General features: G+C 71.9%; 17 protein-coding genes. 13 read left to right on the plus strand and 4 right to left on the minus strand.

Going from position 1 to position 13,407, the window contains the following annotated elements; all coding sequences use genetic code 11:
- A complete protein-coding gene (gene hisH, locus ACZ7CD_RS11590) occupies positions 1 to 636 on the plus strand; it encodes an imidazole glycerol phosphate synthase subunit HisH (protein ID WP_360390377.1) in 636 nt (211 codons plus the stop codon).
- A gap of 96 nt (positions 637 to 732) precedes the next feature.
- Positions 733 to 1,464 carry a bifunctional 1-(5-phosphoribosyl)-5-((5-phosphoribosylamino)methylideneamino)imidazole-4-carboxamide isomerase/phosphoribosylanthranilate isomerase PriA gene (gene priA, locus ACZ7CD_RS11595; protein WP_360390374.1) on the plus strand — a complete coding sequence of 244 codons (732 nt, stop codon included), beginning with the start codon at positions 733 to 735 and terminating at the stop codon, positions 1,462 to 1,464.
- Here priA and ACZ7CD_RS11600 read toward each other — a convergent pair.
- Positions 1,430 to 2,131 carry a Clp protease N-terminal domain-containing protein gene (locus ACZ7CD_RS11600; RefSeq protein WP_360390372.1) on the minus strand — a complete coding sequence of 234 codons (702 nt, stop codon included), beginning with the start codon at positions 2,129 to 2,131 and terminating at the stop codon, positions 1,430 to 1,432. The two genes, priA and ACZ7CD_RS11600, sit on opposite strands and share 35 nt — an antisense overlap.
- A 70-nt stretch (positions 2,132 to 2,201) precedes the next feature.
- Positions 2,202 to 2,576 carry a PPOX class F420-dependent oxidoreductase gene (locus tag ACZ7CD_RS11605; protein ID WP_360390369.1) on the minus strand — a complete coding sequence of 125 codons (375 nt, stop codon included), beginning with the start codon at positions 2,574 to 2,576 and terminating at the stop codon, positions 2,202 to 2,204.
- Between the two features lie 46 nt (positions 2,577 to 2,622).
- On the opposite strand from ACZ7CD_RS11605, the gene hisF reads away from it, so the two are divergent.
- The 3 genes from hisF to hisI are packed head-to-tail and all read left to right on the plus strand — an operon-like array spanning position 2,623 to position 4,096.
- Complete coding sequence (gene hisF / locus ACZ7CD_RS11610; RefSeq protein WP_360390367.1) at positions 2,623 to 3,381, plus strand: imidazole glycerol phosphate synthase subunit HisF; 759 nt, start codon at positions 2,623 to 2,625, stop codon at positions 3,379 to 3,381.
- Positions 3,378 to 3,749: a hypothetical protein gene (locus ACZ7CD_RS11615; RefSeq protein WP_458430760.1), complete on the plus strand. Its 372-nt coding sequence runs from the start codon at positions 3,378 to 3,380 to the stop codon at positions 3,747 to 3,749. Before hisF ends, ACZ7CD_RS11615 begins: the two co-directional genes overlap by 4 nt.
- Positions 3,746 to 4,096: a phosphoribosyl-AMP cyclohydrolase gene (gene hisI, locus ACZ7CD_RS11620; RefSeq protein ID WP_360390361.1), complete on the plus strand. Its 351-nt coding sequence runs from the start codon at positions 3,746 to 3,748 to the stop codon at positions 4,094 to 4,096. The genes ACZ7CD_RS11615 and hisI overlap by 4 nt, the downstream gene beginning before the upstream one ends.
- A gap of 16 nt (positions 4,097 to 4,112) precedes the next feature.
- Here hisI and ACZ7CD_RS11625 read toward each other — a convergent pair whose 3' ends face one another.
- Positions 4,113 to 4,724: a TetR/AcrR family transcriptional regulator gene (locus tag ACZ7CD_RS11625; protein WP_470378851.1), complete on the minus strand. Its 612-nt coding sequence runs from the start codon at positions 4,722 to 4,724 to the stop codon at positions 4,113 to 4,115.
- Between the two features lie 38 nt (positions 4,725 to 4,762).
- Between ACZ7CD_RS11625 and ACZ7CD_RS11630 the strand changes: the two genes are divergently transcribed.
- From ACZ7CD_RS11630 to ACZ7CD_RS11655, 6 genes are all read left to right on the plus strand, one after another.
- Positions 4,763 to 6,301, plus strand: coding sequence for an anthranilate synthase component I (locus ACZ7CD_RS11630; RefSeq protein WP_360390356.1), 1,539 nt, complete (start codon positions 4,763 to 4,765; stop codon positions 6,299 to 6,301).
- Complete coding sequence (locus ACZ7CD_RS11635) at positions 6,291 to 6,716, plus strand: Trp biosynthesis-associated membrane protein (RefSeq protein ID WP_360390353.1); 426 nt, start codon at positions 6,291 to 6,293, stop codon at positions 6,714 to 6,716. Before ACZ7CD_RS11630 ends, ACZ7CD_RS11635 begins: the two co-directional genes overlap by 11 nt.
- A gap of 132 nt (positions 6,717 to 6,848) precedes the next feature.
- Positions 6,849 to 7,658, plus strand: coding sequence for an indole-3-glycerol phosphate synthase TrpC (gene trpC, locus ACZ7CD_RS11640; protein WP_360390350.1), 810 nt, complete (start codon positions 6,849 to 6,851; stop codon positions 7,656 to 7,658).
- A gap of 37 nt (positions 7,659 to 7,695) precedes the next feature.
- Positions 7,696 to 8,916: a tryptophan synthase subunit beta gene (gene trpB / locus ACZ7CD_RS11645; RefSeq protein WP_360390347.1), complete on the plus strand. Its 1,221-nt coding sequence runs from the start codon at positions 7,696 to 7,698 to the stop codon at positions 8,914 to 8,916.
- Entirely contained in the window at positions 8,916 to 9,704 is a 789-nt protein-coding gene (gene trpA, locus ACZ7CD_RS11650) for a tryptophan synthase subunit alpha (RefSeq protein ID WP_458430764.1), read from the plus strand. Before trpB ends, trpA begins: the two co-directional genes overlap by 1 nt.
- A gap of 230 nt (positions 9,705 to 9,934) precedes the next feature.
- Entirely contained in the window at positions 9,935 to 10,456 is a 522-nt protein-coding gene (locus ACZ7CD_RS11655) for a Uma2 family endonuclease (protein ID WP_360390344.1), read from the plus strand.
- Here the strand turns inward: ACZ7CD_RS11655 and ACZ7CD_RS11660 are convergent.
- The gene (locus ACZ7CD_RS11660) at positions 10,453 to 11,595 is read right to left on the minus strand and encodes an FAD-dependent monooxygenase (RefSeq protein ID WP_470370672.1); all 1,143 of its coding nucleotides are present in this window, start codon (positions 11,593 to 11,595) and stop codon (positions 10,453 to 10,455) included. The genes ACZ7CD_RS11655 and ACZ7CD_RS11660 overlap by 4 nt on opposite strands.
- An 86-nt stretch (positions 11,596 to 11,681) precedes the next feature.
- Here ACZ7CD_RS11660 and lgt point away from each other — a divergent pair, with 86 nt between their 5' ends.
- Positions 11,682 to 12,683, plus strand: coding sequence for a prolipoprotein diacylglyceryl transferase (gene lgt, locus ACZ7CD_RS11665; protein ID WP_458430767.1), 1,002 nt, complete (start codon positions 11,682 to 11,684; stop codon positions 12,681 to 12,683).
- Positions 12,684 to 12,687: 4 nt separating this feature from the next.
- Positions 12,688 to 13,350, plus strand: coding sequence for a response regulator transcription factor (locus ACZ7CD_RS11670; RefSeq protein ID WP_360390339.1), 663 nt, complete (start codon positions 12,688 to 12,690; stop codon positions 13,348 to 13,350).
- Positions 13,351 to 13,407: the final 57 nt, after the last annotated feature.

Below are 13,407 nucleotides of genomic sequence, written 5' to 3' on the forward strand. Positions count from 1 at the left end.
GTGGCACGCGTCGTCGTTCTTGACTATGGCTCCGGCAACCTGCGCTCCGCCGAGCGCGCGCTCCAGCGGGTCGGCGCCCAGGTCGAGGTGACCTCGGACGCCGCCGCGGCGCGCAACGCCGACGGGCTCGTCGTGCCCGGCGTGGGCGCGTACGCGGCGTGCATGCAGGGGCTCAACTCGGTGCGGGGCGCGCGGATCATCGGCGAACGGCTCGCCGGTGGCCGGCCGGTGCTGGGCATCTGCGTGGGCATGCAGATCCTGTTCGAGCGCGGCATCGAGCACGGCGTGCTGACGGAGGGTTGTGGCGAGTGGCCCGGCACCGTCGAGCGGCTCGACGCGCCGATCGTGCCGCACATGGGCTGGAACACGGTCAGGGCACCGGAGGGCTCGCGGCTCTTCGCCGGGCTCGACGACGACACGCGGTTCTACTTCGTCCACTCCTACGGCGTGCGCAAGTGGGAGCTGGAGCCGGCCGAACACCTCCGGCCGCCGCTCGTGACGTGGGCCGACCACGCGGGCGACGACTTCGTGGCCGCGGTCGAGAACGGGCCGCTGTGGGCGACCCAGTTCCACCCGGAGAAGTCCGGTGACGCCGGGGCGCACCTGCTGCAGAACTGGCTCAAGACCCTGTCGTGACCGCGGCCCGCCGGTGTGTCCGGTGAGGACACCGGTCCGGTTCCCGCTCGCCACGGCCGTCACGGAGCGCGTGCGGGGGGAGGCTAGGCTGAGCGCGTGACGTTCACACTCCTCCCCGCTGTCGACGTGGCCGACGGTCGTGCCGTTCGCCTCGTGCAGGGCGAAGCCGGTACCGAGACGAACTACGGCGAGCCGCTGGACGCCGCCCTGCAGTGGCAGCGCGACGGCGCGGAGTGGGTCCACCTGGTCGACCTGGACGCCGCCTTCGGGCGCGGCTCGAACCGCGAGCTGGTGGCGCGGGTCGTCGGCGAGCTGGACGTGCGGGTCGAGCTGTCGGGCGGCATCCGCGACGACGCGTCGCTGGAGGCCGCGCTGGCCACCGGCTGTGCCCGCGTGAACCTCGGCACCGCCGCACTGGAGGACCCGCAGTGGTGCGCGAAGGCCATCGCCCGGTACGGCGAGAAGATCGCCGTGGGCCTCGACGTGCGCATCACCGAGGAGGGCCACCGGGTCAAGGGCCGCGGCTGGACCTCCGACGGCGGTGACCTGTGGGAGGTGCTGGACCGCCTCGACCGCGACGGCTGCGCGCGGTACGTGGTCACGGACGTGTCGAAGGACGGCACGCTCACCGGCCCCAACGTCGCCCTGCTGGCCGAGGTCTGCGCCCGCACCGACGCGCCGGTCGTCGCCTCCGGTGGGGTGTCCAGTGTGGACGACCTGGTGGCGCTCGCGAAGCTCTCCCGCGACGGCGTGGAGGGCGCGATCGTCGGCAAGGCGCTCTACGCGGGCGCCTTCACGCTCCCGGAAGCGCTTGCTGCGGTGCGTTGACGACGCTCTCGACGTGACGGGCCGCGGCCTCGTGCGTGACACCGGTGGTGTTGAGCACGTCGGCCGCGGTCCCTCCTTCTTCGAGCAGCACGCCGAGCAGGATGTGCTCGGTGCCGATGAACATGTGGCCCAGCCGCAGCGCTTCCCTCACCGCGAGCTCCAGCGACTTCTTGCAGTGCGTCGAGTAGGGCTGCTTCTCCGGGCGCTGCTTCGGTTCCTTCTCCAGCCGGTGCAGCACGGCGATGCGGGTGCTGCCGTCACCGGACTCCAGCTTCGCGATCGTCTTCGCCGCGAGCCCGCCGGACTCGTCGAGCAGGCCCAGCAGCAGGTGCTCGGTGCCGATCCGCTCGCTGAACCGCGCGTGGTGCCGGGCCAGCGCGATGACCCGCCGCGACCGCTGCGTGTAGCGGTCCATCGACGGCTTGGTCAGCTCGGGCGACTCCTTCGGCACGAACCGCTTCTGCGCGGCCTGCTTCGTCACGCCCATGCTCTCGCCGATCTCCGCCCAGCTGGCCCCGCCGCGGCGGGCCTCGTCGACGAAGTGGCCGACCAGGTGGTCGCCGAGCTCGGTGAGCTGCCCGCTGCGCTCAACCGCCTTCGCGAGGCGGGTGAGCACGTCGTCGGCTTCCTCGCCGATCGTGGCGATGAGGTCGGTCAGCTGGATCACGCCGTCAACTCTAGGTTGACGATCTTGATCACGTCAACCGCCGGTTGACGGTTGCCGGGCAGGCAAGTGGTCAGGCGGGGGTGATCTCGATGCCGACCGTGCCGGTGCGGCCGCGGCGCAGCCTGCTGCCGAACACCGTCAGCCAGCCGGGAATCCCGTACTTCTTCGTGATCCCGGCCCTCACCCGGTCGCTCGCGGCGTCGTCGAGGATCCGCGCCCGCGCCGGGATCGAGGCGCCCTTCGGGTTGCCCCGGACGTCGCAGGCGCCGATCTCCACGGCACCGCTGCGCCGGATCCGCTTGACCTTGCCGGTGTCCCTGGCGGTCCAGGCGTAGACGACCGCGCCCTCGCCGGGCACCACCCACACCGGTGTCGGCACCGCGGTGCCGTTCTTGCGGAACGTCGTCAGCAGCAGGTACTTGCCCTCGCCGAGCTCGGTGATCATGGTGTCCCAGCGTAGTCCCGAAAGGGCTGCTTGTAGGCTTTCGGGCATGTCGGTCGCGGTCCGTGTCATCCCCTGTCTCGACGTCGACCGGGGCCGGGTGGTGAAGGGCGTCAACTTCACGAACCTCGTCGACGCGGGCGACCCCGTCGAGCTCGCCAGGGCGTACGACGCCGAGGGCGCGGACGAGCTGACGTTCCTCGACGTGACCGCCAGCAGCGGCGACCGCGAGACGACCTACGACGTGGTGCGCCGCACGGCCGAGCAGGTGTTCATCCCCCTGACCGTCGGCGGCGGCGTGCGCAGCCCGGACGACGTCGACAGGCTGCTGCGGGCCGGCGCGGACAAGGTCAGCCTGAACACGGCGGCGATCGCGCGGCCCGAGCTGCTCAGGGAGTGCTCCCAGCGGTACGGCGCGCAGTGCGTCGTGCTGTCGGTCGACGCGCGGCGCGTGCCCGGCGGCACCGGCTTCGAGGTCACCACGCACGGCGGCCGCACCGGCACCGGCATCGACGCGGTGCGGTGGGCCGCGCAGGGCCAGGAGCTGGGCGTCGGCGAGATCCTGCTGAACTCGATGGACGCCGACGGCACCAAGGCCGGGTTCGACCTGGAGCTGATCGAGCTGGTGCGCCGCGAGGTCGACGTGCCGCTCATCGCGAGCGGCGGCGCCGGCGCGGTCGACCACTTCGCGCCCGCGGTCGCGGCCGGTGCGGACGCGGTGCTGGCGGCGAGCGTGTTCCACTTCGGACAGCTGCGCATCGGCGAGGTGAAGGACGGCCTGCGCCACGCGGGCGTGGTCGTGCGATGACCACCCGCCGCAGGTCGCCGGAGGTGCTGGTGTCCTCGGCGGTCGCGTTCGGCGGCGCGCTGGTGTTCTTCGCCGTCGGCCTGGTGCTGTGGCGGACCAGCGGTGACGCGGACGTGCTGAAGCTGCCGTCGTTCCTCGCCCTCGTCGAGCTGCCCGTCGCCGCCTGCCTGCTGCTGGGCCTGCGGTTCGCGCACTACCCGGCGATGGTCTTGTTCGTGCTCGTCGCCCTGCTGCACCTGGTGATCGTCTTGGCCGACGGCCCGGTGTGGGCCCGCGTCGCGTCCGGCGTGCTGTCCGTCGTGCACATCTACGGAGTGGTCCTGCTCAACACCGGACCCGCTCGTCGACAACTGGGAGGACCCCGGTGAGCAGCCCGCTCGACCCCGCCGTCTCGGCCAAGCTGAAGCGCACGGCCGACGGCCTCGTCTGCGCGGTCGCCCAGCAGCGCGGCACCGGTGAGGTGCTGATGGTGGCGTGGATGGACGACGAGGCGCTGCACCGCACCCTCACCACCCGCCGCGCGACCTACTACTCGCGCAGCCGCAGGCAGCTGTGGGTCAAGGGCGAGACGTCCGGGCACACCCAGTACGTGCACGAGGTGCGGCTCGACTGCGACGGCGACGCGCTGCTGCTCGTGGTCGACCAGGTCGGCGCGGCCTGCCACACCGGCGACCGCACCTGCTTCGACGCCACGGTGCTGCTCGCGGACGCGTGAGGCCGAGGGCGGCCGGTCAGTCCAGGTCGCCCGTCAGGTACCGCTGCATGTTCGGCGCGATCGCCTTCACCACGGTCTCCACCTCCGCCGAGGCCAGCGGCTCGAACCGCACCACGTACCGCACGATCCCCAGCCCCACCATCTGCGTGGCGGCCAGGGTCGCGCGCAGTTCGCGGTCCTCCGCCCCGATCTCGGTCAGCAGCTTGGTGAAGATCGCGCTGATGAAGAACGACCGCAGGGCGTTCGCGACCTTCTGGTGGCTGGTGACGCTGCGGATCAGCGCCGCGAAGGTGCCGCCGCCGGTCGCGTCCCAGACGGTCGCGAAGGTGCGGATGATGCGTTCGCCCGCCTCCTCGACCGGGCCGTCGAGCAGGCGCTTGAGGATCTCGGCCGGGTCGAAGGGCAGCTGCAGCACGGACTGGGCGAAGAGGCCCTCCTTGCCGCCGAACCAGTGGTTGACCATGGCCGCGTCCACGCCGGCGCGGGCGGCGATCGCGCGGACCGTGGCACCGTCGTAGCCCTTCTCGACGAAGGTCTCGCGGGCCGCGGCCAGCAGGGCGGCCCGCGTGTCCTCGCCCGCGGCGCGGCGGCCCCGCCGTTTCTGGTTCACTTGGTCCACGGGAGTCATGGTTCAACAGTTGTTGAATTTATGCAACAATTGCCGTCATGGTGAGCGTCATCGGGGCTGTGGCCGCCGCTGGTCTGGGGGCCGTGAGCCCCACGCGTGAGGAGTTCCGCGAGCTGGCCGTGAACCGCCGGGTCATCCCGGTGGTGCGCAGGCTGCTGGCCGACGCGGAGACGCCGGTCGGGCTGTACCGCAAGCTCGGGGCGGACCGGCCGGGCACGTTCCTCCTGGAGTCCGCGGAGAACGGGCGGTCGTGGTCGCGCTGGTCGTTCATCGGCGTGCGGTCCACGGCGGCGCTGACGGCGACCGGTGGTGAGGCGTTCTGGACCGGCACGCGGCCGGTCGGGCTGCCCGACGGCGGCGACCCGCTGCTCGCGTTGCGCGAGACCATCGAGGTGCTGCGCACCGACCCGTTGCCCGGCATGCCCCCGCTGACCGGCGGCATGGTCGGCTACATCGGCTACGACGCGGTGCGCAGGCTGGAGCGGCTGCCGTCCATCGCGGAGGACGACCTGAAGCTGCCCGAGCTGGTCATGCTGCTCGCCACGGACCTCGCGGCGCTCGACCACCACGAGGGCACGGTCACGCTCATCGCGAACGCGATCAACTGGGACAACTCGCCGGAGAACGTCGACGCCGCCTACGACGACGCGGTGCGGCGGCTGGACGACATGACCGAGGCGCTGCACATGCCCGCGCCGCCGACCACCGCGGTGTTCTCCCGCCCCAAGCCGGAGTTCCGCCGCCGCCGTTCGCAGGCGGAGCACTTCGCGGCCGTCGAGAAGGCCAAGGAGGCCATCCGGGCCGGCGAGGCGTTCCAGGTCGTGGTGTCGCAGCGGTTCGAGATCGACACGGACGCCGACGCGCTCGACATCTACCGCGTCCTGCGCACGACGAACCCCAGCCCGTACATGTACCTGCTGCGCCTGGACGGCTTCGACATCGTGGGCTGCAGCCCCGAGTCGCTGGTCACGGTGCGCGACGGCAAGGCGACCACTCACCCGATCGCGGGCACCCGCTGGCGCAGCGAGGACCCGGAGGAGGACGCCCTGCTGGAGAAGGACCTCCTCGCCGACCACAAGGAGCGCGCCGAGCACCTGATGCTCGTCGACCTCGGCCGCAACGACCTGGGCCGGGTCTGCAAGCCGGGCTCGGTGCACGTGGTCGACTTCTTCAAGGTCGAGCGCTACAGCCACGTCATGCACATCGTGTCGACCGTGACCGGTGAGCTCGCCGAGGGCAAGACGGCCTACGACGCGGTCGCCGCCTGCTTCCCGGCCGGCACGCTGTCCGGTGCGCCCAAGCCGCGTGCGATGGAGCTCATCGAGGAGCTGGAACCCACCCGCCGCGGCCTCTACGGCGGCGTGGTCGGCTACTTCGACTTCGCCGGCGACGCGGACACCGCCATCGCCATCCGGACCGCGCTGCTGCGCGACGGCGTGGCGTACGTGCAGGCGGGCGGCGGCATCGTGGCGGACTCGGACCCGCTGGCCGAGGACAACGAGACGCTGAACAAGGCGGGTGCGGTGCTGGCCGCGATCGCCACCGCGCAGACGCTGAAGCCCGCCGTTGAGGGGTAACCGTCCACTGTGGATCGCCGCGCTCCTGCTGGTGGGCGCGGCGGGTGCCTTCTGGGGTGCTGACCTGGTGCCGGTCGCGCTGCTGAGCCTCGCCGCCGTGGCCGCGGCCGTGGCGGTCAGCGGGGTGGCCCGGCGCGTGCTCGGGGCGCTGCTGGTCGCCGTGGGCGTCGCGGCGGCGTTCGGCGGGCACTGGCTCGCCATCGCCGGCGGTGTGCTCGTGGTGGCCTCCGGCGCGGTCCAGGTGGTCTTCGGCGCGCGCATGCCGAAGATCGGGGTGGGCGGGCAGAAGACCCGCGCCGCGGACCCGGAGAAGGACATGTGGCGCGCGCTGGAACGCGGCGACGACCCCACCGACGGACCGGCGGACGGGTCGACTGACGGTAGGGGGCCGGTCCGGGGTGACACCGACGAGTGAAGATCAACGATCGGCATTCGCGCATGTGACGGGCGAACGACCACGGCTAGCTGCGTGGACGCGGAACCCCCGGTGGTCGGTGCGTTACTCCGGCGGGGTTAGCATCCCCGTAGCGGGAAGGGGTTCAAGACTGTGACGGTTCTCGAGTCGATCCTCGAAGGTGTGCGTGAGGATCTCGCCGCTCGTGAGGCTCAGTTGTCCTTCGACGTCGTCAAGGAGCGCGCGGCCAAGGCCGCTCCTCCGCTCGATGTGATGTCGGTGCTGCGCGGTCCGAACGTGGGGGTCATCGCCGAGGTCAAGCGCAAGAGCCCGTCGAAGGGCGCGCTGGCCGAGATCCCCGAGCCGGCGGAGCTCGCGGCCGCGTACGAGGCCGGGGGCGCCTCGGTGATCAGCGTGCTGACCGAGCAGCGGCGCTTCGGCGGGTCGCTCGCCGACTTCGACGCGGTGCGCAGAACGGTGAAGATCCCCATGCTGCGCAAGGACTTCATCGTGTCGCCGTACCAGGTGCACGAGGCCAGGATGCACGGCGCGGACCTGGTGCTGCTGATCGTGGCCGCCCTGGAGCAGAACGCGCTGGTGTCGCTGCTGGACCGGGTCGAGTCGCTCGGCATGACGGCGCTCGTCGAGGTGCACACGGCCGAGGAGGCCGACCGCGCGCTGGAGGCGGGGTCGTCGGTCATCGGCGTCAACGCGCGCAACCTCCACACGCTGGAGGTCGACAAGGACGTTTTCGGCCGGATCGCTCCCGGACTACCCTTCGAGACGGTCAAGATCGCCGAGTCCGGTGTGACCGGGCCCGGTGACCTGATGTCCTACGCCGGAGCGGGCGCCGACGCGGTGCTCGTCGGTGAGAGCCTGGTGACCAGCGGCGACCCCAAGGCCGCCGTGAACAAGCTCGTGACCGCCGGTTCGCACCCGGCGTGCCCGAGGCCGAGCCGGTAAGAGGCGCGGTCGACAACAGCGCTGGAGGAGCCACCCGATGGGCCAGTTCACGCCCACGCCGCACGACCCCGACAACCGCGGCCACTTCGGCCCGTGGGGCGGCCGGTTCGTCCCGGAGGCCCTGATCGCGGCGGTGGACGAGCTGGCCGCCGAGTACGACAAGGCGCGCATCGACCCGGAGTTCGTGAACGAGTTCCAGCGCCTGCTGCGCGACTTCGCGGGCCGCCCGTCGCTGCTGACCGAGGCCCCGAAGTTCGCCGAGCACGCCGGCACGCGGGTGTTCCTCAAGCGCGAGGACCTCAACCACACCGGCTCCCACAAGATCAACAACGTGCTCGGTCAGGCGCTGCTCACCAAGCGCATGGGCAAGAAGCGCGTGATCGCCGAGACCGGCGCGGGCCAGCACGGCGTGGCGACGGCGACGGCGTGCGCGCTGCTCGGCCTCGACTGCGTCGTCTACATGGGCGAGGTCGACACCGAGCGCCAAGCGCTCAACGTCGCGCGCATGCGGCTGCTCGGCGCCGAGGTCATCCCGGTGAAGTCCGGCTCCCGCACCCTGAAGGACGCGATCAACGAGGCGTTGCGCGACTGGGTCACCAACGTCGACGAGACGCACTACCTGCTCGGCACCGCCGCGGGCCCGCACCCGTTCCCGCTGCTCGTGCGCGACTTCCACCGGGTCATCGGCATCGAGGCCCGCGAGCAGATCCTCGAGAAGGCGGGCCGGCTGCCCGACGCCGTCGTCGCCTGCGTCGGTGGCGGCTCGAACGCGATCGGCATCTTCCACGGCTTCATCGACGACGCGGACGTGCGCCTGGTCGGCGTCGAGCCCGGCGGCTCCGGCCTGGACAGCGGCAGCCACGGCGCGACGCTCACGGCCGGCACGCCCGGTTCGCTGCACGGCGCGATGTCGTACGTGATGCAGGACGACGACGGCCAGATCACCGAGGCCCACTCGATCTCCGCCGGTCTCGACTACCCCGGCGTGGGCCCTGAGCACTCGCACCTGAAGGACATCGGCCGCGCCGAGTACTTCCCGGTGACCGACGCCGAGGCCATGGAGGCCTTCGCGCTGCTCTCGCGCACCGAGGGCATCATCCCGGCGATCGAGTCGTCGCACGCGCTCGCCGGCGCGCTGAAGCTCGGCCAGGAGCTCGGCCAGGACGGGCTGCTCGTCGTGAACCTCTCCGGTCGCGGCGACAAGGACATGGACACGGCCGTGGAGTACTTCGGCCTCGCTGACGGGGGACGGGCCTGATGTCGTTGTCCGAGGTTTTCGCCACCGCACGCGCCGAGTCGCGGGCGGCGCTGATCGGGTACCTGCCCGCGGGCTTCCCGACCGTCGACGGTTCGAAGGACCTGCTGAAGGCCATGGTCGAGGCCGGCTGCGACCTCGTCGAGGTCGGCCTGCCGTTCTCCGACCCGGTCATGGACGGCCCGACCATCCAGGCCGCCGCCGAGCAGGCACGGCGTGCGGGCTTCCGGGTGAAGGACCTGTTCGACGTGGTCGACGCGGTGGCGCAGGCCGGTGGCCGCGCGGTCGTGATGACGTACTGGAACCCGGTGCTGCGCTACGGCGTGGACGCGTTCGCCCGCGACCTCGCCGCGGCCGGCGGGCTCGGCATCATCACCCCGGACCTGGTGCCGGACGAGGCCGATGACTGGATGGCCGCCTCCCAGGCGCACGGGCTGGACCGGACGTTCCTGGTCGCGCCGTCGTCGACCGAGGAGCGCATCGCGATGACCGCGAAGGCGTCCTCCGGCTTCCTGTACGCCACGGCGGTCATGGGCGTCACCGGCGCCCGCGACGTGGTGTCGTCGGATGCTCCCGAACTGGTCGCGCGGGTGCGTGAGCACACCTCGCTCCCGATCGGGGTCGGGCTGGGCGTGCGCAACGGCGCGCAGGCCGCCGAGATCGCCGGGTTCGCGGACGGCGTGATCGTCGGGTCGGCGTTCGTGTCCGCGGTCGCCGAAGGCGATGGCGCGGTGCGCGCACTGGCGGCGGACCTCGCGAAGGGCGTGCGGTCGGCCGCGGCCACCGTCTGACGGTCCCTTGGAGTGAATCCAAGGGGCTCTGGTTCGAACGCCTGATCGAATGAAATCGGCCCGTTCGAGGTCGAAAACGCCGAAAACCGCTGGTCGAGCTGCGATCGTGGTCGTATGCACAAGCCAGCTCCCGTTCCGGCGTGCCACACTGGTGTGCGCCGGGCGGTTTTCGGAGGTGATGCGCGGTGGCGGCTCCAGCCGAAGCCAAGTCTGACTACATACTCAGCCACGTGGGCCCGTGGTCGCTCGACGACGTCCTCGCCCTGCCGGAGGACCACCGGCAGCGCATCGAACTCGTCGACGGGACGCTCCTCATGAGCCCCCTCGGGTCCTTCCGGCACCAGGACCTGGTGTTCGGCGTCGCAGCCACACTGCGGTCCGCCTGCCCGAAGGACTTCAAGGCGACGATCGAGATCAACGTCGCGCTGTCCGACGGCCGATTGCTGATCCCGGACTTCACCGTGGTCGAACGGTGCGATGCCGGTGTGACGTTCCCGGTCGAGAAGGTGCTGCTCGTCGGCGAGGTGCTGTCCAAGAGCACGCGGGTGACCGATCTGGTCGTCAAACGGCAGCTGTACGCAGAGGGCGGCGTGCCTTACTACCTGGTCGTCGACCCGGTGCCGGATGCTCCGGTGTCCACGCTGTACATGCGGGGTGAGAAGCCCGAGTACTTCGAGATCGCGCGCAGCGTGAACGGCGTGCTCACGCTCGACCGCCACCCGTTCCCCGTCACGATCGACCTGAACGACTAGCCGTACAGCCACTCCAGCCGGCCGTGCAGGTCAGCCGCGCTCCACGCCGCGAACATCGCGTCACGGGCCGCGGCCGCCTCCCCGGCCGGGTGGTAGACCTCCCGCCCCATCGACCGTGAGGCGTGGTGCACGCGCGCCGTCCGCTCGGAACGCAGGGCGACGTACCGCGCGAAGGAGCCGTCCACGTCACGCGGGTCGAACACCGAGGAGAGGCACACGGCGTCCTCCAGCGCCTGGCAGGCGCCCTGCGCGGCGTACTGCAGCACCGGGTGGGCGGCGTCGCCGAGCAGCACGACCCGGCCGTCCCGCCAGTCCGCGACCGGCTCGCGGTCGCACAGCACCCAGGCCCGCCACTCGTCGGCCAGCGCCATGACCCGCGCCGCGTCCGGGCACAGCGGTGTGAAGTGCTCCAGGACGTCGGCGTGCTCGACGGGCACGCCGGACAACGGGTCGCGGGCGCCGTTGTCGGTGGTGGCGACGAGGTTCACGAGCCGGCCACCGGCGATGACGTACCAGACGACGTGGAAACGGGGACCCGCCCACAGCGTGACCACGTTCTCCTTCAGCTCCGCGGGCACGGCGTCCGCCGGGATGACCGCGCGGAACGTGGTGTGGCCGGACACCACCGGGTCGCCGTCGCCGACCAGCTGGCGGCGGACCGCAGAACGCAGGCCGTCGGCGCCGACCAGAGCCGTGCCGCGGACGCGCGCGCCGGAGCGCAGCACCGCCGTGACCCCGGAGCCGTCCTGCTCGTAGGACGTGACGGCGCTGTCCGGGCGCAGGTCCACGAGGTCGCGGCAGGCGGCGAGCAACGGCGCCAGCACGTCGTCGCGGTGTACGACCGCGTACGTGCCGAACCGGGCCCGGAAGCCCTCGTCGACCGGCAGCGACGCCACCACCCGGCCGGAGACGCCGCAGCGCAGCCGCAGCTCGTCGACGTGCACGGCCCGTGACCGCACCGCGGGACCGACGCCCAGCGCGTCGAGCGCGCGGAAGCCGTTGGGACCGATCTGGACGCCCGCGCCGATCTCGGTGAACTCGGCCGCCGCCTCCAGCACCGCCACGCGGTGCCCGGCGCGGGCGAGACCGAGCGCTGTCGCGAGGCCGCCGATGCCGCCGCCGACCACCAGGACCGTCATGTCAGGCCTTCCTCACCGGGGACGGTCAAGATAACGATCGAGCGTCCCCACAGGAGGCTCACGGGGCCACCGGTACGGTGGGCGGCGTGTTGAACGGGTTGAACTCCGTCGTGCTGGCCACGATCCCGAGCCCCGACCGCGGTGTCTGGTACCTCGGTCCGCTCCCCCTCAGGGCCTACGCGCTGTGCATCATCGCGGGCATCGTCATCGCCATCTGGTGGGGCGAGCGCCGCTGGGTCGCGCGCGGGGGCGTCAAGGGCGAGGTCACCGACATCGCCGTGTGGGCGGTGCCGTTCGGTCTCGTGGGTGGCCGGCTCTACCACGTCATCACCGACAACCAGAAGTACTTCGGGCCGGGCAGGAACCCGCTCGCGGCGCTGGAGATCTGGAACGGCGGCCTCGGCATCTGGGGCGCGATCGCCCTCGGTGCGGTGGGTGCCTGGATCGGTTGCCGGCGCAAGGGCATCCCGCTGCCCGCGATGGCCGACGCGCTGGCGCCCGGCATCGTCGTGGCGCAGGCCGTCGGACGCCTCGGCAACTACTTCAACCAGGAGCTCTTCGGCGCCGATACGACGCTGCCGTGGGGCCTGGAGATCTACCGCCGGGTCACGCCGGACGGCCGTGAGGACATGCTCGCGGGCGTCGCCGTCGACCACACGCCCATCCAGGTCGTGCACCCGACGTTCCTCTACGAGCTGCTGTGGAACCTCGGTGTCGCCCTGCTGCTGGTGTGGGCCGACCGCCGGTTCCGCCTGGGCCACGGCCGGGTGTTCGCGCTGTACGTCGCGGGCTACACCGCGGGCCGGTTCTGGATCGAGCTCATGCGCACCGACGAGGCGACGCTGGTGTTCGGCCAGCGCGTGAACGTGTGGGTGTCGGCGCTGGTGTTCCTGGGCGCGGTCGCCTACTTCGTGATCGCGAAGTCGCGTGGGCCGCGGGAGGACGTCGCGGCACTGCGCGGCACCGGCGAGCCGAAGACCGAGGACGGCGGCACCGAGACCGCGGAACCCGCCGAGACCGAGACCGCGGCCGTGGCGGCCGACAAGGACAAGACCGGCTCCCAGGCGGAGTCCGTCAAACCGGAGTGACCGAGTGCGCGTGCTCGTCGTCGAGGATGACGACCGGGTGGCCAGGGGCCTGCTGACCGCGTTGCGGCACGCGGGCTACGAGGTGCACCGGGTGGCCACGGCCGCCGACGCCCTCAAAGCCGCGCCCGCGGACGTGGTGCTGCTCGACCTCGGCCTGCCCGACGGCGACGGCCTGGACGTGCTGCGCGAGCTGCGGCACCGGCCGGGCACCGCGGTGATCACCGTGACCGCGCGCGGTGAGGAACGCGAACGCGTCCTGGGCCTGCGCGCGGGTGCCGACGACTACGTGGTGAAGCCGTTCGGCACCTCGGAGCTGCTCGCCCGCATCGAGGCGGTGCTGCGCCGCACCCGCACCCACCGGGCGGAGCCGGAGGCCGAGGGCCCGGTGCGGGTGGGCGCGCTGAGCATCTCCGTGCCCACCCGCGTCGCCACCCTCGACGGCACGCCGCTGTCGCTCACCCGCAAGGAGTTCGACCTGCTCGCGCTGCTCGCGACCAGGGCCGGTGAGGTGGTCAGCCGCGACTTCATCGTCGACCAGGTGTGGCAGGCGCACTGGGAGGCGCCCTCGCGCACGCTGGACACGCACATCGCGGCGTTGCGCGGCAAGCTCGGCACCGACGTGAAGATCGAAACCGTGAGGGGCGTCGGCTACCGCCTGGCCACCTAGCTTCTCCGGCAGGTGCGGGGCGAGCAGGGTTACCGGGGGTGACTTCGGGAACACGGC

It is taken from the genome of Lentzea sp. NPDC036949 (genome assembly GCF_055608075.1).